Genomic DNA, 18,074 nt, shown 5'->3' with positions numbered 1-18,074 from the left:
TCCGCTACGAGAGACGGCTATGGCTCACCCTGATATTCACGCCCATCGCATCCTTATTCTGGATTTTGGCTCCCAGTACACCCAATTGATCGCCCGCCGTGTGCGTGAGATCGGGGTTTATTGCGAACTGCATCCATTCGACATGAGCGATGACGAAATTCGCGCATTCGCGCCGCGCGGCATCATTCTCGCGGGTGGCCCTGAATCGGTTCACGAGCTTGACAGCCCGCGTGCCCCGCAAGCTGTTTTTGAGCTGGGTGTACCGGTTCTGGGGATTTGCTACGGCATGCAAACCATGGCAGAGCAGATGGGCGGTAAAGTGCTCGGTTCTGACATCCGTGAGTTTGGTTATGCGCGCGTTGATGTGGTCGGCAAGGGGCGCCTGCTCGACGGTATCGAAGACCACGTCGATGACGACGGTGTGTTCGGCCTCGATGTATGGATGAGCCACGGCGACAAAGTGACCGCCATGCCTGAAGGCTTCAGCGTTCTGGCGAGCACTCCGAGCTGCCCGATTGCCGGCATGTTCGACGATGCCCGCGGCTACTACGGTGTGCAATTCCACCCGGAAGTGACCCACACCAAGCAGGGCGGTCGTATCCTCTCGCGCTTCGTGCTCGATATCGCGGGCTGTGAAGCACTGTGGACGCCATCGAACATTGTTGATGACGCCATCGCTCAGGTGCGTCAACAAGTGGGCGATGCCAACGTGCTGCTCGGCCTGTCTGGCGGCGTTGACTCCTCGGTGGTTGCGGCTTTGCTGCACAAAGCGATTGGCGATCAACTGACCTGTGTGTTCGTTGACAACGGCCTGCTGCGCTTGCACGAAGGCGAGCAAGTGATGGCCATGTTTGCTGAAAACATGGGTGTCAAAGTGATTCGCGCCAATGCTGAAAAGCAGTTCCTCGACAATCTGGCTGGCGAAGCAGACCCGGAGAAAAAGCGCAAAATCATCGGTCGCACCTTTATCGACGTATTCGATGCGCAAGCCTCGAAGCTGGAGAACATCCAGTTCCTCGCCCAAGGCACTATTTATCCGGACGTGATCGAGTCTGCTGGTGCCAAGACCGGCAAGGCGCATGTGATCAAGTCGCACCACAACGTTGGCGGCCTGCCAGAGGAAATGAACCTCAAGCTGGTCGAGCCACTGCGTGAACTGTTCAAGGACGAAGTGCGCAAGATCGGTCTTGAATTGGGCTTGCCGTTCGACATGGTATACCGCCACCCATTCCCAGGTCCGGGCCTTGGCGTGCGTATCCTCGGTGAAGTGAAGAAGGAATACGCCGACTTGCTGCGTCGTGCGGATCATATCTTCATTGAAGAGCTGCGTAACTTTGACTGGTACCACAAGACCAGCCAGGCGTTCGTGGTATTCCAGCCGGTCAAATCAGTCGGCGTGGTCGGCGATGGTCGTCGCTACGCCTGGGTTGTAGCCTTGCGCGCAGTTGAAACCATCGACTTCATGACCGCACGCTGGGCACACCTGCCTTACGAGCTGCTGGAAAAAGTCAGCAACCGCATCATCAATGAAATCGAAGGCATCTCACGCGTCACCTATGACGTATCGAGCAAGCCGCCAGCGACCATTGAGTGGGAGTGATCCTGCAGTCGGTCCAGGCCGATGGAATAAGCAAAAGCCCGCGTAATTGCGGGCTTTTGCGTTCTTGGGCAATCAGCCACTGCAATGCTGCAATTGATTACTTTCCAGACTGAAGTATTAACCCGGTCCATCGCTGGCAGCCGCCAGCAGAGGCGCGATCAGGCCGCTGATCGGTGTCGGGATGCCATGAGCATGGGCGCGGCGTTGGATAACCCCGTTGCGACAGTCCCATTCCAGCGGCTGGCCAGCTAATCGGTCGGCGAGGATCGAGGTGCCTTGGTCGGCAGGGTAGCGGCGAAATACATCAATAATATCCTGCGGTACCTGATCGCTCAGCACCGCGCCTTCGGCACGGGCTACCGCAAGACATTCGCGAAGATAAGCTAGGGCCAACTCACTGATATCCGTTCTGGCGAACATGCCTGCGCGGCGACCTGTCAAAACCATCAAGCCAGCGGCGGCGTTCTGCAGCAGCTTGCGCCATGCGACAGAGGTGAAGTCAGGCGCTACATCGACCGAACACAATGTGCCTGCCAATGCATTGACCACCAACTCGGTTGCTGGGGTGTCCGGTAAGGTGAGGCGGGCTTTGGTGCGCAGCCACACCGATGAATCAGGTTCGCGCTGTGCGGGGAACCACACCACCGAGGGTAGAACCTGGTTGCCGGATAAGTACGGCTCGATAAGATCTTTTTGTTCAACGCCGTTTTGCAGCGCACAAACCAATGTTTTCTCGCTGCACAGCGCCTCAAGCCAAGGCGCTATCGCCTCGATTTGAGTTGCCTTGACCGCAACGAACACCAGGTCGAATGTGGTTTTGATTGAGGCTGGGTCAGTCAACACCGGGCCGGGGACCAGGATGCGGCCACCGTCGTGGCGCAGTTCCAGTTGCTTGAGCGCTGATCGACCACAGATCGTCGGCGTACGCCCGACCTCATGCAGCGCCGCGGCAATGGTCGTGCCTATTGCCCCGGGGCCAATAAGAGCAATGCTTGGGTTTTCAGGCGTCATCGTTATCATCCTGCCTTGATCGTCATTTTCTGCTTTGACAACCATGCGGCTCTGGCCAATCTAGATCAAGTGTTTAGGTGCGATTAGCGCTTACCCTGGGCATATATGGCTGTCCGGGGCGAGCCTTTGGTTTGCTGCTGCGGTGTCTCCTTGCCCAGCCTTTTCATCCATGTCGTGATAAAATCTGCGGATCACCGACTGAAGTGATTTGTGGCAATACAGGTTTTTGCTACAACCGTTAGGGTAACCGCCGTTTTCCACAGAGAAAGCGCTGTTCACCGTCGCCTGATGGGCTCGAGTTGATTGGCTATTTAGGAGCCCGTTTGTATGTCGTTTACGCGTAGACAAGTGCTCGCAGGTCTTGCGGGCTTGAGTGTTGTTGGCCTTGGTGCCGGTGGCGCTCGTTATTGGTTGGGTCGTCCGTTTGACCAGAAAACCCATGACTACGAATTAATCGCTGCACCTGTCGATTTGGAGCTGGTGCCCGGGCACCAGACCACTGCCTGGGGGTACGGCGGCTTGGCGCCAGGGCAGGAAATTCGCTGTCGTCAGGGTGATCTGCTGCGCGTGCGCTTTATCAATAAACTGCCTGAGCAGACCACCATTCACTGGCACGGCATCCGTTTGCCGCTGGAGATGGATGGTGTGCCTTATGTGTCGCAGATGCCGGTGTTGCCGGGCGAGTATTTCGATTACCACTTTGTTCCACCCGATGCCGGCAGTTACTGGTATCACCCGCACCTTTTCAGCTCCGAGCAGATGGGGCAGGGGCTTGTTGGTCCGTTGGTCATTGAAGAGCGCGAGCCGAGCGAGTTCAAGCACGAGCGCACCTTGAGCATAAAAAACTGGCACGTTGATGAGCAAGGTCAATACACGCCGTTCAGCGTGCCGCGCCAGGCTGCCCGTGAAGGCACGCGAGGACGTCTGTCGACCATCAACGCCGTGCATGTGCCGACGCTGGAGCTGCCAGCCGGGCAAGTGGTGAGACTGCGGCTGATCAATCTCGACAATACGGTGACTTACCGTTTGAACCTGCCCAATGCCGAGTCGCGCATTTACGCCATCGATGGCAACCCAATTGAGCCGCGTGAACTGGGCAAGGAATACTGGCTCGGTGCCGGTATGCGGCTTGATCTGGCACTGCGCGTGCCCGAGGCGGGTACAGAGTTATCGCTGCGTGATGGCTCCGTGCGTTTGGCAACTATTAAAAGTTTGGCCTCAAGCGAGCCAGTGGCTGATTGGCCTGCGCCATTGCCCGCTAACCCGGTTGCAGAGCCCGACCTGGCCAAAGCCGAGACCATCAAATTCAACTTTGAGTGGGCGGCGTCGCTGGCAGATCCGAATCAAGCAGGCCCGGCAAAGTATTGGCAAATTAACGGTCAGGCCTGGGATATCAACGATAAAACCTGCGCCGACCGGCCAATTGCTACGCTTAAATTGAATAATCACTATATTTTCGAGTTGCGCAATATGGCGCAGTATCTGCACCCGATCCACTTGCATGGCATGACGTTCAAGGTCATCAGCTCGAATCGGAAAAAGATCATCCCGTACTTCACCGACACCTATCTGCTGGGCAAGAACGAGACCGCGAAAATTGCCCTTGTTGCCGATAATCCGGGGGTATGGATGTTCCATTGCCACGTGATTGATCACATGGAAACCGGCCTTATGGCCGCCATTGCGGTGGTTTGATGCGTCAACCGAAAATCATTGATCGCAGTCAGGATCAGCACTTTATGCGTGAGGCGCTGCTCTTGGCCGGGCAGGGCGCCGTGCTGGGCGAGGTTCCGGTGGGTGCGGTGCTGGTACAGGACGGCAAGGTTATCGGGCGTGGTTTCAATTGCCCGATCACAACCCATGACCCCAGTGCCCATGCCGAGATGGTGGCGATTCGTGATGCTGCCCAACAGTTGGCGAACTACCGTCTGCCGGGCAGTACGCTGTATGTCACCTTGGAGCCCTGCAGCATGTGCGCGGGGTTAATCGTGCATTCGCGCATTGAGCGTGTGGTGTTTGGCGCGACTGAACCCAAGGCGGGTGTAGCCCAGAGTCGCGGTGAGTTTTTCAGTCAGACGTTTCTCAATCATCGGGTGTTGATTGAGGGTGGGGTCTTGGCTCAGGAGTGCGGCGAAGTGCTGAGTGCGTTTTTCAAGGCACGCCGCGCCAATACAGGGCGCTAGACTGCCATTGCCCGACTAGAGCGGAGGCGATTCGGCTTCTATGGTTTCTTTACTGACGCCCGGCAGGTGCATGCCGCTCTCGACGACTTGATTGCTTTCAAGTTGAGGCTGAGTCACCCAGGTGAGGATGTCGTAGTAACGGCGGATGTTGCGTACAAAATGCACCGGCTCGCCGCCACGCGCATAACCGTAGCGCGTTTTGCTGTACCACTTCTTTTGCGCGAGGCGCGGCAGGATTGACTGCACATCAAGCCATTTATTCGGATCAAGCCCTTCGGCTTCAGTGAGTTTGCGGGCATCTTCCAAGTGGCCACCGCCCACGTTATAGGCAGCGAGGGCGAACCAGGTCCGGTCTGGCTCTTGAATGCTCTCAGGCAGTAATTCTTTAACGTGAATAATGTACTTGGCACCGCCATCAATGCTTTGCTTGGGGTCCAGTCGATTGGAAACGCCCATTGCCTGAGCTGTCCGCAGGGTGAGCATCATTAGCCCGCGAACCCCTGTTTTAGAGGTGGCGGTGGGTTGCCAAAGGGATTCCTGATAACCCATTGCAGCGAGTAATCGCCAGTCGATATTGTTGCTACGTCCAGCCTGGCGGAAGAACTGCTCATAACGCGGTAAGCGTTTTTGCAGGTGTTGGGCAAAGGTGTATGCGCCGACATAGCCGAGTACATCAACGTGGCCGTAGTAACGATCGGTTAAGCGCTTGAGGCTGCCGTTTTCCTTGGCGCGGACAATGAAGGTATTGACCTCGTCGAGCAGGCTGTGGTCTTCGCCCGGCTTTACGGCCCAGGCAAGATTGAGCGAGTCGCCCAGGTCGAATGCCACACGCACATTGGGGAAGTAGACCTGGTTCATCGCCAGTTCGTTGGAGTCGACCAGCGTCAGATCGATCTGGCCTTCATCGACCATGCGCAGTAAGTCGACGATTTCCACGTCGGAAGACTCTTCATATTCAAGTGTTGGCATTTGCACTTTCAGCTCAGCCAGTTGTTCGGCATGGCTGCTGCCTTTAAGCACCACGATACGTTTGCCGAGTAGATCTTCGGGGCGAGTAGGGCGACGCTCCCCCTGGCGGTAAATAACTTGTGGGGTGACTTCGAGATAAGGTGTGGAAAACAGTGCTTGTTGCTTGCGTCCGGCGCTATCGACCAGACCAGCGGCAGCCAATACCGGACCGTCTGCGCTGTTTAAACGGTTAAAAAGATCATCCAGATTGTCGGCTGTTTCAATTTTCAGCTCGACTTTAAGGTCGGCGGCAAAACGTTTGACCAGCTCATATTCAAAGCCGGTCTCGCCATTGCGATCCTGGAAGTAGGTGGCTGGGCTGTTCCTGGTGATCACGCGCAGTACTCCCTCCGCCTGCACTTGCTCAAGGGTTGTGGGTACTTTTTCTTCGGCCCCACAGCCATTTAGCAGCAGAAGGATTCCGATCGCTGACAGCCATTTGGCGTAGCGCGTGCGGATCGCTGATTGGGAATACATCGATGCAGTATACGCAAAGGATTCGCCTTGCAATATCTCGACAGGCGACTGCTTCTCTGCTAGCGAGCAGACTGTCGTTTTGGCGTAGGCAAACGGGTGATGTGTTCGGCGCTTTAGGCTAGAATGCACGGCCTCAAAGCACACCCCCTTCCCAGAGGCTGTCATCGATGTTGATCTTGCGCGGCGCCCCCGCTCTTTCTGCTTTTCGTCACGGCAAGTTGCTTGAGCAACTTACCCGCAAAATACCGGCTGTTACTGGGCTGTACGCCGAATTTGCACACTTCGCCGATGTTGTCGGTGTTCTGACCGCTGACGAAGAGCAAGTCTTGGCTCGTTTGCTCAAATACGGGCCAAGTGTAGAAGTGCAGGAGCCAAGCGGTCGCTTGTTTCTGACGATTCCACGGTTTGGCACGATTTCACCTTGGTCGAGTAAGGCCAGTGACATTGCTCGCAATTGTGGCCTGGCGAAAATTCATCGCATTGAACGCGGTATTGCCTACTACGTTACCGGTGAGCTGGATGCGGCCGCCCGTGAACAGGTGGCCGTGCTGCTACATGACCGCATGACCCAGCTGGTGCTGGAGAATCTCGAAGACGCAGCGGCGCTGTTCAGTCACGCAATGCCCAAGCCATTGACCGTGGTCGATGTGCTCGGTGGTGGCCGCGCTGCGCTGGAAAAAGCCAACGTCGAGCTGGGCTTGGCGCTGGCTGAAGATGAAATCGATTATTTGGTCAGCAGTTTCGGCTCCTTGGGTCGTAACCCGCATGACATCGAACTGATGATGTTCGCCCAGGCCAACTCCGAGCATTGCCGTCACAAGATTTTCAATGCGAGCTGGGATATCGATGGCCAGGCGCAAGAAAAATCGCTGTTCGGCATGATCAAAAATACCTACCAGATGCACAGCGAAGGCGTTCTGTCAGCTTATAAAGACAACGCTGCGGTCATCGTTGGCAGCACTGCTGGGCGTTTTTTCCCGAATGCTGAAACCCGTGAATACGGCGCTGTCAAAGAGCCTGTACACATCCTGATGAAGGTTGAAACACACAACCATCCAACAGCGATTGCGCCGTTTCCGGGTGCATCGACCGGCTCCGGCGGTGAAATTCGCGACGAAGGCGCAACCGGTCGTGGCGCCAAGCCGAAGGCGGGCCTGACTGGCTTTACCGTCTCTAACCTGCAGATTCCGGGCTTTGAACAGCCTTGGGAAGTGCCTTACGGTAAACCTGAGCGCATTGTTACTGCGTTGGACATCATGCTCGAAGGCCCGTTGGGCGGCGCTGCATTCAACAACGAATTCGGCCGCCCGGCATTGACCGGTTATTTCCGTACGTTCGAGCAGTCGATCAGCACGCCGCACGGCGACGAAGTGCGCGGTTACCACAAGCCGATCATGTTGGCTGGCGGCATGGGTAACATCCGTGAAGATCATGTACAGAAAGCCGAAATCACGGTTGGCTCCAAGCTGATCGTGCTCGGTGGCCCGGCCATGTTGATTGGCTTGGGTGGCGGTGCTGCTTCGTCCATGGCCACCGGTGCCAGCTCGGCTGATCTTGACTTTGCTTCGGTTCAGCGTGAAAACCCGGAAATGGAGCGTCGTTGCCAAGAGGTTATCGACCGCTGCTGGCAGTTGGGTGCAGACAACCCGATCAGCTTTATCCATGATGTCGGTGCGGGTGGCTTGTCCAACGCATTCCCGGAACTGGTTAACGATGGCGAGCGCGGTGGTCGTTTTGACCTGCGTGCGGTGCCTAACGATGAACCAGGCATGGCGCCACTGGAGATCTGGTGTAACGAATCCCAGGAACGCTATGTAATGGCGGTCGATGCCGCTAATTTCGAGCGTTTCAAAGCGATTTGCGAACGTGAGCGCTGCCCGTTCGCAGTGGTCGGCGAGGCCACTGAAGAGCGTCACCTGACCGTTGCCGATAGCCATTTCGGCAACAACGCAGTCGACATGCCACTCAATGTGTTGCTCGGCAAGGCGCCGCGCATGCATCGCACTGCTGACCGTGAAGCCGAGTTGGGCGATGATTTCGACCCGGCTGCGGTTGAGATCAGTGAGGCGGTAACCCGCGTTCTGCATCACCCGGCCGTGGCCAGCAAGAACTTCTTGATCACCATTGGCGACCGCACCATCACCGGTATGGTGGCGCGTGACCAGATGGTCGGTCCTTGGCAGGTTCCGGTTGCCGATTGCGCCGTGACCGCAGCCAGTTTCGACACCTATAACGGCGAAGCCATGGCCATGGGTGAGCGCACCCCGCTGGCTTTGCTCAATGCCCCAGCCTCCGGGCGCATGGCCATTGGCGAAACACTGACCAACATGGCGGGTGCCTGCATTGCCAAAATTTCCGACATTAAACTGTCGGCGAACTGGATGGCCGCCGCAGGGCATCCGGGCGAAGATGCACGCCTTTATGACACGGTTAAAGCCGTCGGCATGGAATTGTGCCCTGAGTTGGGTATCACCATTCCGGTGGGTAAAGACTCAATGTCGATGAAGACCCGTTGGCAGGACGGTGATGACGCCAAGAGCGTGACCTCGCCAATGTCCTTGATTGTCACTGGCTTCGCGCCAGTAACGGATATTCGTCGCACGCTGACCCCTGAACTGCGCATGGACAAAGGCGAGACCGATCTGATCCTGATCGACCTCGGCCGTGGCCAGAACCGGATGGGCGCCTCGATCTTGGCGCAGGTCTACGGCAAGCTGGGCAAACAGGCCCCGGATGTCGATGACGCAGAAGATCTCAAGGCGTTCTTCGCTGTTATCCAGGGGCTCAATGCTGACGGGCGCTTGCTGGCTTATCACGACCGTTCTGACGGTGGCTTGTTGGCGACTGTGGTTGAGATGGCCTTTGCTGGCCACTGCGGCCTAAACCTGCAACTCGACACTTTGGCGCTGAGCCATGATGAGTTGACGGGCGTGCTGTTCAACGAAGAGTTGGGCGCGGTCATTCAGGTCAACCAGGACTTCACCGCAGAAGTGCTTGCGCAGTTCTCGGCCGCAGGTCTTGATGACTGCGTTGCGGTGATCGGCAAGCCGGTCAACAACGGCCACATCGAAATCAGCTACAAGGATGTCGCGGTATTCTCGGCAGAGCGCCGGATTCTGCAGCGTCAGTGGTCCGAGACCAGCTATCAGATTCAACGCCTGCGCGATAACGCCGAGTGTGCCGATCAAGAGTTCGATGCGCTGCTCGAAGAAGACAATCCAGGTCTGAGCGCCAAGTTGGGCTTTGATGTCAATGAAGACATTGCCGCGCCGTTCATCAAGAAAGGCCTGCGCCCGCAAATTGCAGTACTGCGTGAGCAAGGCGTCAACGGCCAGGTTGAGATGGCGGCGGCGTTCGATCGTGCCGGGTTCAGCGCTGTCGATGTGCATATGAGCGACATCCTGGCGGGCCGTGTAGATCTGGAAGCTTTCAAAGGCCTGGTGGCTTGTGGCGGCTTCTCCTATGGTGACGTGCTGGGGGCTGGCGAAGGCTGGGCCAAGTCGATCCTGTTTAACAACCGGGCGCGTGATGCGTTCAGCGCGTTTTTTGAGCGTAAAGACAGCTTCTCGCTAGGCGTGTGTAACGGCTGCCAGATGCTCTCCAACCTGCATGAATTGATTCCAGGCAGCGAGTTCTGGCCGCACTTCGTACGTAACCGTTCCGAGCAGTTCGAGGCCCGTGTGGCGATGGTTCAGGTGCAGGAGTCCGAGTCGATCTTCCTGCGCGGCATGGCGGGTTCGCGCATGCCAATCGCCATTGCGCATGGTGAGGGTCACGCGGAGTTTGAGAGCAAGGAGGCGTTGCTTGAGGCTGACTTATCAGGCTGCGTGGCGATGCGTTTTGTCGATAACCACGGCAAGATCACCGAAACCTACCCTGCCAACCCCAACGGCTCACCGCGTGGCATCACTGGCCTGACCAGCCGTGATGGTCGTGTGACCATCATGATGCCGCACCCTGAGCGGGTATTCCGCGCGGTGCAGAACTCATGGTGTCCGGATGAGTGGGATGAAGACGGTGCCTGGCTACGCATGTTCCGCAATGCCCGCGTGTGGGTCGATTAACGACCCTAGTTCGCCAGGCTGATGGTCGGCCTGGCGAACCCATACTCTGCAAACCATTAGCAACGCCTCGCCAGACATAATCTGGCGAGGCGTTGCTGTATTGGCGCGCTGGATTTTCGTCCAGGCACCTTGATTGTGGTTTGCCCCTTTATGTTTTGCGTCCCTCGGCAGTTGCTGATGGAGGCCTTGTGCGCCTGACCAATTGTGATAGCGATCATGTTTCGCTGGCCCGGGCGCTGACGTCGGTGTCGTCGCTGAACGTTTTTCAGGGATTCAGGTCTTTTAATAAGGATATTTGAACTGCAGTTAGATGCATTGATGGCAAAATGGCATTATTGGCCAAATTGCCTGTATTGCGGAGATCTTGATGTACAAATTGTGCTTTTACGTGCCTGAAAGTCACCTCGAAACCGTTAAAGCTGCAATTTTTGCCGCAGGGGCCGGGCATGTAGGCAACTATGACCATTGTTGCTGGCAGGTGTTGGGGCAAGGTCAGTTTAGGCCGCTGCCCGGCAGCCAGCCCTATCTGGGTGGCGAAGGCGTCGTCGAGCGGATTTCCGAATGGAAGGTCGAGGTGGTGGTAGCCGATGAGCTAATCCACGACAGCGTCAAGGCGTTGAAAGCCAGTCATCCTTATGAAGCGCCTGCGTATCAAGTTTGGCGCCTATCTGATCTGCAGTTTTGAGTTAGACGGATTAGGTCGAGTGCAATAGCCCACCAAGGACGCAAGTTAAAGCATGCCGGCGGTGCAACGATGGATCTGCATAACGGCAAGCAAGTAGGGTGTGGCAACGCGCAGCTAGCCCACCAAGAGCGCAAACCAGGCCATGTCGGCGGTGCAAAAGGTGGTCGAAAATACAGGTGCAGCGGCGAATTAGGGGCGAATCTCGATCAGTGTGCCGTCTTTTACGAGCGACCAGATTTCGCGCATGTCAGTGTTCTTCATGGCGATGCAGCCGTTGGTCCAGTCCAGCGTGCTGAAGTACCACTCAGGATACTCTTCGTCGATCGGTGTACCGTGAATCATGATCATGCCGCCGGCCGATAGCCCTTTGCTGCGCGCAAAGGCCTGGTCGCGGGCGTTGGGGTATGAGATGTGCATCGATAACTGGTAGTTATCGCTGGTTTTGCGCCAATCAAGCCAGTAAATCCCTTCAGGCGTGCGTTGGTCGCCTTCAAACTGCTTGTGGCCCTGCGGCTTTTTTCCCAGGGAAACACGATAGCTTTTGAATGGCTGACCTTTGCTGATGAGTTGCAGCTTGCGTTCGGACTTGAGGATCAGCACTTTGTCGATGCGCTGAGCTTGATGGCTTTTCTGTAGAGGAGGCGGCACGGGAGTGTTTGCACTCGCGTTTGCAGCAAGGGAAAAGCAGATTAGAACCAGCAACCAGCGCATCAGAACGATATCCATATGATCAAAAAGCTACTTTTTTATAGTGTGCGCGCAAGGCCTCTAGAGACTCATTGCGGACCGGAAATTGAGCCGTTATACGGTCGGCAAAGTAGCATTCTAAAGTACGCCCGATTGTCGGGAAAGCCAGCTCTGACCAAGGGATGTCGGCTTCATTGAATAGGGCAACTTCCAGGCTTTCAGCGCCTACCGCAAAGTCGAGGTCAGTCAGCTCTGCCCGGAAGAATACATGCACCTGATTGATATGCGGTAAATCAATTAGGTTATATAGGGCTAAGTCATGCACCCGAGCGCAGGCTTCCTCTGCTGTTTCACGGGCAGCGGCTTGCTCGATGGTCTCGCCATTTTCCATAAAACCGGCGGGAAGCGTCCAGAACCCCCGGCGCGGCTCTATTGCACGGCGGCAGAGCAGGATTTGCTGGTTCCAAACCGGAATGCAGCCCGCAACTATGCGCGGGTTTTCATAGTGAATTGTGCTACAGAGCTCGCAGACAAAGCGTAAGCGGCTGTCCCCCTCGGGGATTCTATGGCTGACCGGGTTACCACACTGACTGCAGAACTTCATGCCGTTTCCTCGTTGCTCGTTGCATATCTTGGCTTGATAAGCCTGCTTGAATCAATCTGTCGAACCTCTGATAACCACTGCGCTCGATATTACGGGGGCAGCCCTTGCTGGGCCAGCCTTTGGTAGTTGCTCCCGCTGTTGTTGCGCCTTGTCCTATCGTCGCTCGCGACCTTAGCCAGTGGCTGCTTTGTGTCCTCAATAAGGCAATTTCGACGTAGTCCCAAGCTTGGGTGTCGCGGGCTTTCATGCCATTATCCATGGAAGAAAAAAACACTGAGATTGCCCATGCTCGATGAGCTACTCCAACGTGTACGGTCCCATCAGCCGTTAGTTCTGGAAACGGATCGTGGTTTCCCTGAGGCGGCGGTGCTGGTTCCGATTACCCGCAGTGATGACCCGGAAGTGGTGCTGACCTTGCGTGCCAGTGGTTTGTCTACGCACGGTGGTGAGGTTGCGTTTCCTGGTGGTCGTCGTGACCCTGAAGACCAGGATCTGGTGCAAACCGCGCTGCGCGAGGCCGAAGAAGAAATAGCCTTACCGCCTGGTCTGGTCGAGGTGATTGGCCCGCTCAGCACCTTGGTTTCGCGTCACGGCATACAAGTCACGCCATTCGTGGGCGTGGTACCCGATTTTGTCGATTACCGGCCCAACGATGGCGAGATTGCCTCGGTGTTTTCGGTGCCATTGAAGTTTTTCCGTGAAGATCCACGGGAGACCACGCACCGTATCGATTATCTCGGCCAGAGTTGGTATGTGCCGAGTTACCGTTTTGGCGAATATAAAATATGGGGGCTGACGGCGATCATGTTGGTCGAGCTGATCAATCTGCTCTACGACGAGTCGCCGATTGATTTGCACACGCCGCCAAAGCACTTCATTAGCCTTACGTGAGGAATGCCTGTGAAATACCGTCTTGGACAATCCGAAGTTGATGCTCATCCTGAAAGCTGGGCCGCACCGAATGCCACCCTGGTTGGCAAGATCAAGTTGGAGCCGGGCGCAAGCGTGTGGTTTAACGCTGTGCTGCGCGGTGATAATGAGCTGATCCACATTGGTGAGCACAGCAACGTGCAAGACGGCAGCGTCATGCACACCGACATGGGGTTCCCGCTGACCCTGGGTAAAGGCGTGACCGTTGGTCATAACGCCATGCTGCACGGTTGCACGGTCGGTGATTACAGCTTGATCGGGATTAATGCCGTGGTGCTCAATGGCGCCAAAATCGGCAAATATTGCATCATCGGTGCCAATTCGCTGATTGGTGAAGGCAAGGAGATTCCTGATGGTTCGCTGGTCATGGGGTCGCCAGGCAAGGTTGTGCGCGAGTTGACAGATGCGCAAAAGAAAATGCTTGAGGCCAGTGCCGCGCACTATGTCCACAATGCCCAGCGCTATGCGCGTGATTTGACTGAGCAAGAAGATTAATGATTGATGAACGTCCAGTTGCCTCACCCTGCGTGCATGTCTGTGCGCTGGATGAAGAGGATATCTGCATTGGTTGCCAGCGTAATGTTGCTGAAATCACCCGCTGGAGTCGCATGGATAACCAGGAGCGTCGCGATGTACTGGTTCAGTGCCATCAGCGCGCGGTGAGCAAGGGTATTATTCTCTAGCGCATGCGCCATGTCGGTTTGTGCATCTATTAGCCCGGACGCATTCGGCGCGGGCTGCCATCCCTTATATTTAAGCCAGCCCAAGGAATTGTTATGCCCCGTATCGGAACCCCGTTATCACCTAGCGCGACGCGTGTCTTGTTGTGTGGCTCGGGCGAGCTGGGCAAGGAAGTGGTGATCGAGCTGCAGCGCCTCGGGGTTGAGGTGATTGCTGTTGATCGCTATGCCAATGCCCCGGCGATGCAGGTTGCGCACCGCAGTCATGTGGTCAATATGCTCGATGGCGCGGAGCTTCGCGCTGTGATTGAGCAGGAAAAACCGCATTACATCGTGCCCGAGATTGAGGCAATTGCCACCGCGACCCTGGCTGAGCTGGAAAGTGAAGGCTACACCGTGATTCCCAGTGCGCGTGCCGCCCAACTGACCATGAATCGCGAAGGTATTCGCCGTTTGGCCGCTGAAGAACTCGGCTTGCCAACCTCACCCTATGAATTTGCTGACTCATTCGAGGCGTTTGAGGCCGCAGTGGCCAAAATCGGTTTCCCCTGCGTGGTCAAGCCCATCATGAGTTCTTCTGGCAAGGGTCAATCGGTACTCAAGGGTTCCGCGGATGTCCAGTCAGCCTGGGATTATGCTCAGGAGGGCGGCCGCGCGGGCAAGGGGCGGGTGATTGTCGAAGGCTTTATCGACTTCGACTACGAGATTGCGCTGCTGACGGTGCGTCATATCAATGGCACCACCTTCTGTGCGCCTGTGGGGCATCGTCAGGAGCGTGGGGATTACCAGGAGTCGTGGCAGCCGCAGCCAATGAGCCCCAAAGCCATGGCTGAGGCTGAGCGCATTGCCTTGGCGGTGACTGACTCGCTGGGCGGTCGTGGCCTGTTTGGTGTCGAATTGTTTGTTAAGGGCGACCAGGTCTGGTTCTGTGAGATCTCGCCACGCCCGCATGACACCGGCATGGTCACCTTGATCTCCCAGGACCTGTCGGAGTTTGCCTTGCACGCGCGGGCCATCCTTGGCCTGCCAATCCCGGTGATTCGCCAGTTTGGTCCTTCTGCCTCGGCGGTGGTGCTGGTCGAAGGGCAATCGGAGCAGGTCAGCTTCGGTAATCTCGGCGCTGCCCTGGCGGAGCCTGACACCATGCTGCGTTTGTTCGGCAAGCCACAAGTCAATGGTCAGCGACGCATGGGTGTCGCCCTGGCGCGTGATGAGTCGCTGGAGATGGCGCGAGCCAAGGCAATGCGTGCGGCCAGGGCGGTCAACGTCGAGCTGTGAAGATCCAGGGATGGCGTTGGTGGCTGCTGGTTGGCCTGATGTCGCCACTGCTGTTGCCGCTCGCCATCCATACGCGGCGCACTGCGCTGCGTCTTGCGCCCGCTGCTGGGCCCGTCCAGGGCTTGGCCGGGCCCCGCTATGCAGGTCAGCCCCTGCGCTTATTGGTGCTGGGCGAGTCGACTGTAGTCGGCGTCGGCGCAAGTTGTTTGCAGCAGGCGCTGGTCGGGCAACTGGCCGATGAATTAGCTGTTCGTCATCAGCGGCCGGTTGCATGGCGGGCGCTGGGCGAGAATGGCATAACCGCCGAGCAGGCATGCCAGCGCTTGCTGCCGCAAGCAGAGGTCGAGGGTCTTGATTGGGTCGTGCTGGTGTTTGGGGTTAATGATTGCACGCATTTGACCGGGCTTCGGCGCTGGCACTGCGCATTGAGCAGGCTAGCAACTGGCTTGCAGGCAGGAGGTGCGGTGTCGGTGCTGACTGGCGTGCCACCGTTGCAGCACTTTAGTGCGCTGCCGAGGCTGATGCGCTGGTTGCTAGGCGCTCGTGCCCTGCAGTTGGATGCTCAGCTGCAGCAGGTGGCGGCTGAATGTGGCGCTCATTATGCGCCCATGAGGCTGATGTTTGCTGCAGAGTACCTGGCGCTTGATGGTTATCACCCATCAAGCATCGGTTATCGGGCCTGGGCCCAGGATCTAGCGGCCACCATCAGTCGCTAGTGTCGCTGTCGGTATCGCTGCTTTGTGCCTGCCAAGCCTTCACGCTTTTGACGCGGTTGTCAGACGATTGCAGGATTTCAAGGTGGTAGTCGCCAATCTTCAGGCATACCGGGCTGTCTGGAATGCTTTCCAGAACTTCGGTAATCAGACCATTGAGGGTTTTGGGCCCCTCACAGGGTAATTCCCAGTCCAGCGCTTTGTTGACTTCACGGATGTAGGCCGCGCCGTCGATGACTTGGGTGCCATCGTCTTGCGGGTGGATGTCCGGGTTGCGCAGGGTGTTTTGGTTGCTGAAGTCGCCAACGATTTCTTCAAGGATGTCTTCCAGCGAAACCACGCCGATCACATCGCCGTATTCATCGACGACGATGCCGATACGGTGTTTCTGCTTCTGGAAGTTGATCAACTGGGTCGAGAGCGGCGTGCTTTCGGGTACGAAATACGGCTCCATGCAGGCGCCCAGCAGGCTGTCCTTGGTCAGTTGGTTGCTGGTTAGCAGGCGGGCAATCTGGCGGATGTGTACCACGCCTTCGATCTGGTTGATGTCATTGCGAAACACTGGCAAGCGTGTATGCGTGGTGCTGACCAACTGGGTAATGATGACCTCGATGTCGTCTTCAAGGTCGATACCGGTGACTTCATTGCGCGGGATCATGATGTCGTTAACCGTGACCTTTTCCAGGTCAAGAATGCCCAACAGCATGCTTTGGCGGTTTTTCGGCAACTCATGACCTGACTCACGCACAACGCTGCGCAGTTCTTCGGTAGTTAGGCTGTCGCTGCTTTTACTGGTTGGATCAATACCCAGCAGCCTGAGCAGGCCGTTGCTGACCCAGCCGAGCATGATGACCAGCGGATAAAACAGTTTGAGTAGAATGGTCAGGGGCATGCTGAACGGGTAGGCCACGCGTTCTGGGTGCAAGGCTGCCAGGGTCTTTGGCGTGATTTCACCGAAAATCAGCAGGGCGATGGTCAAGCCGATGGTGGCAATGGCAATACCGGCTTCGCCCCACAGTTTGATTGCCAATACGGTGGCGATCGACGAGGCAAGAATATTGACGAAGTTGTTGCCGATCAGGATTGTCCCGAGCAGCCGGTCGGGGCGGCTGAGCAGGGCGCTGACCCGCTTGGCACCGCGATGACCTTCTTTGGTCATGTGGCGCAGGCGGTAGCGGTTTAGGCTGAGGATGCCCGTTTCAGAACTGGAGAAGAACGCTGAACAAGCCAGCAGGAAAATCAGAACGCCAAGCAAAAAGCCGGGGGGCAATGTGTCCACGAGGTGCGGGCCTACCTATATGTGCAGGATGAATTCACGGACCAGCTTGCTGCCAAAGTAGGCGAGCATCAACAGGCAAAAGCCTGCGAGGGTCCAGCGAATTGCCTTGTGTCCGCGCCAGCCAAGCTGATGGCGACCCCAGAGGAGTACGGCGAAGACGATCCAGGCGAAGCAAGAAAGGATGGTTTTATGCACTAAATGCTGTGCAAATAAGTCATCGATGAAAAGCGCACCCGACAACAACGACAGCGAGAGCAAGATCCAGCCAGCCCACAAGAAGCCAAACAGCAAGCTTTCCATGGTTTGTAGCGGCGGGAAGTTCTTGGTCAGGCCTGATGGGTGCTTGTGCTTGAGTTGGTAGTCCTGCATGGACACGAGCAAGGCCTGGAATACCGCAATCGTGAGCATGCCGTAGGCAATGATCGACAGCAGGATATGGGCAATAATGCCGGGTTCTTCGTCGATTGGGTCTATGGTGCCGATGGGCATAAATTGTGCGAGCAGCACAGTTAAGCAGCCCAGCGGAAACAAAAACAGCAACAAATTTTCCACTGGAATGCGCAGGCAGGCCAGTAATGTGATGCTGATCACGGCGAATGTAATCAGGCTGGCGGCGTTAAAGAAATCTAACTGCATGCCAATGTCGTGATGCATTTGCACGAAAAGACTGCCGCCATGAAACAACAGCGCGAGCGCGCCGAGCAGGCCAAGCAGGCGTTTGTCAGGGTTGCTGCGCGTGGAAAGGCGCAGGCCTTGGTAGATTGCAGCGCCGCCGTAAAGGCATGCAGCCGCTAAGCTGGGCAGCAATGGGTGCATAAATCCTAGTGGGGAAAGCCCGAAAGGCGCTGAGTTTGGCACATAAAGCATAATTTACG

Annotated in this window: 16 protein-coding genes; 10 read left to right on the top strand and 6 right to left on the bottom strand. The window is 56.6% G+C overall.

Annotated features, from left to right (window positions below; genetic code table 11):
• The first annotated feature begins 19 nt into the window (after positions 1-19).
• A complete protein-coding gene (guaA, locus tag AACY26_RS13055; protein WP_339514673.1) occupies positions 20-1,600 on the top strand; it encodes a glutamine-hydrolyzing GMP synthase in 1,581 nt (526 codons plus the stop codon).
• A gap of 117 nt (positions 1,601-1,717) precedes the next feature.
• Here guaA and AACY26_RS13050 read toward each other — a convergent pair whose 3' ends face one another.
• The gene (locus tag AACY26_RS13050) at positions 1,718-2,611 is read right to left on the bottom strand and encodes an oxidoreductase (protein ID WP_339514671.1); all 894 of its coding nucleotides are present in this window, start codon (positions 2,609-2,611) and stop codon (positions 1,718-1,720) included.
• A gap of 327 nt (positions 2,612-2,938) precedes the next feature.
• On the opposite strand from AACY26_RS13050, the gene AACY26_RS13045 reads away from it, so the two are divergent.
• The gene (locus AACY26_RS13045; protein ID WP_339514669.1) at positions 2,939-4,306 is read left to right on the top strand and encodes a multicopper oxidase family protein; all 1,368 of its coding nucleotides are present in this window, start codon (positions 2,939-2,941) and stop codon (positions 4,304-4,306) included.
• On the top strand, positions 4,306-4,794 hold the full coding sequence (gene tadA / locus AACY26_RS13040) for a tRNA adenosine(34) deaminase TadA (protein ID WP_339514667.1): 489 nt from the start codon (positions 4,306-4,308) through the stop codon (positions 4,792-4,794). Before AACY26_RS13045 ends, tadA begins: the two co-directional genes overlap by 1 nt.
• 15 nt (positions 4,795-4,809) lie before the next feature.
• Here tadA and mltF read toward each other — a convergent pair whose 3' ends face one another.
• Positions 4,810-6,279, bottom strand: a complete 1,470-nt coding sequence (gene mltF / locus AACY26_RS13035) for a membrane-bound lytic murein transglycosylase MltF (RefSeq protein WP_339514665.1) — start codon at positions 6,277-6,279, stop codon at positions 4,810-4,812.
• Between the two features lie 167 nt (positions 6,280-6,446).
• Between mltF and purL the strand changes: the two genes are divergently transcribed.
• Complete coding sequence (gene purL, locus AACY26_RS13030) at positions 6,447-10,343, top strand: phosphoribosylformylglycinamidine synthase (protein WP_339514663.1); 3,897 nt, start codon at positions 6,447-6,449, stop codon at positions 10,341-10,343.
• Between the two features lie 367 nt (positions 10,344-10,710).
• A complete protein-coding gene (locus tag AACY26_RS13025) occupies positions 10,711-11,028 on the top strand; it encodes a YqfO family protein (RefSeq protein ID WP_339514661.1) in 318 nt (105 codons plus the stop codon).
• 189 nt (positions 11,029-11,217) lie between these two features.
• Here the strand turns inward: AACY26_RS13025 and AACY26_RS13020 are convergent, their stop codons facing one another.
• Both AACY26_RS13020 and AACY26_RS13015 read right to left on the bottom strand, forming a co-directional pair.
• On the bottom strand, positions 11,218-11,739 hold the full coding sequence (locus tag AACY26_RS13020; protein WP_339514659.1) for a L,D-transpeptidase family protein: 522 nt from the start codon (positions 11,737-11,739) through the stop codon (positions 11,218-11,220).
• Between the two features lie 19 nt (positions 11,740-11,758).
• Positions 11,759-12,319: an NUDIX hydrolase gene (locus tag AACY26_RS13015; RefSeq protein ID WP_339514657.1), complete on the bottom strand. Its 561-nt coding sequence runs from the start codon at positions 12,317-12,319 to the stop codon at positions 11,759-11,761.
• Positions 12,320-12,604: 285 nt separating this feature from the next.
• On the opposite strand from AACY26_RS13015, the gene AACY26_RS13010 reads away from it, so the two are divergent.
• The 5 genes from AACY26_RS13010 to AACY26_RS12990 all read left to right on the top strand — a co-directional run bounded on the left by AACY26_RS13010 (position 12,605) and on the right by AACY26_RS12990 (position 15,923).
• Positions 12,605-13,210, top strand: coding sequence for a CoA pyrophosphatase (locus AACY26_RS13010; RefSeq protein WP_339514655.1), 606 nt, complete (start codon positions 12,605-12,607; stop codon positions 13,208-13,210).
• A 9-nt stretch (positions 13,211-13,219) separates the two neighbouring features.
• Entirely contained in the window at positions 13,220-13,744 is a 525-nt protein-coding gene (locus AACY26_RS13005) for a gamma carbonic anhydrase family protein (protein ID WP_339514653.1), read from the top strand.
• Positions 13,744-13,932: a DUF1289 domain-containing protein gene (locus tag AACY26_RS13000; RefSeq protein ID WP_339514651.1), complete on the top strand. Its 189-nt coding sequence runs from the start codon at positions 13,744-13,746 to the stop codon at positions 13,930-13,932. The genes AACY26_RS13005 and AACY26_RS13000 overlap by 1 nt, the downstream gene beginning before the upstream one ends.
• Before the next feature lie 93 nt (positions 13,933-14,025).
• Entirely contained in the window at positions 14,026-15,207 is a 1,182-nt protein-coding gene (gene purT / locus AACY26_RS12995) for a formate-dependent phosphoribosylglycinamide formyltransferase (protein WP_339514649.1), read from the top strand.
• 38 nt (positions 15,208-15,245) lie between these two features.
• Positions 15,246-15,923, top strand: coding sequence for an SGNH/GDSL hydrolase family protein (locus AACY26_RS12990; protein WP_339514647.1), 678 nt, complete (start codon positions 15,246-15,248; stop codon positions 15,921-15,923).
• Here the strand turns inward: AACY26_RS12990 and AACY26_RS12985 are convergent.
• Together AACY26_RS12985 and AACY26_RS12980 are read right to left on the bottom strand one after the other, a co-directional pair.
• Positions 15,913-17,199 carry an HlyC/CorC family transporter gene (locus AACY26_RS12985; protein WP_339514646.1) on the bottom strand — a complete coding sequence of 429 codons (1,287 nt, stop codon included), beginning with the start codon at positions 17,197-17,199 and terminating at the stop codon, positions 15,913-15,915. The genes AACY26_RS12990 and AACY26_RS12985 overlap by 11 nt on opposite strands.
• Positions 17,200-17,214: 15 nt before the next feature.
• Positions 17,215-18,015, bottom strand: a complete 801-nt coding sequence (locus AACY26_RS12980) for a cytochrome C assembly family protein (protein WP_339514644.1) — start codon at positions 18,013-18,015, stop codon at positions 17,215-17,217.
• Positions 18,016-18,074: the final 59 nt, after the last annotated feature.

Origin of the sequence: Pseudomonas sp. RL_15y_Pfl2_60 (assembly GCF_963970595.1) — a bacterium.
Lineage (GTDB): Bacteria > Pseudomonadota > Gammaproteobacteria > Pseudomonadales > Pseudomonadaceae > Aquipseudomonas.
The sequence above is the reverse complement of the archived record's forward strand: the minus strand, read 5'-3'. Positions and strand labels throughout refer to the sequence as shown.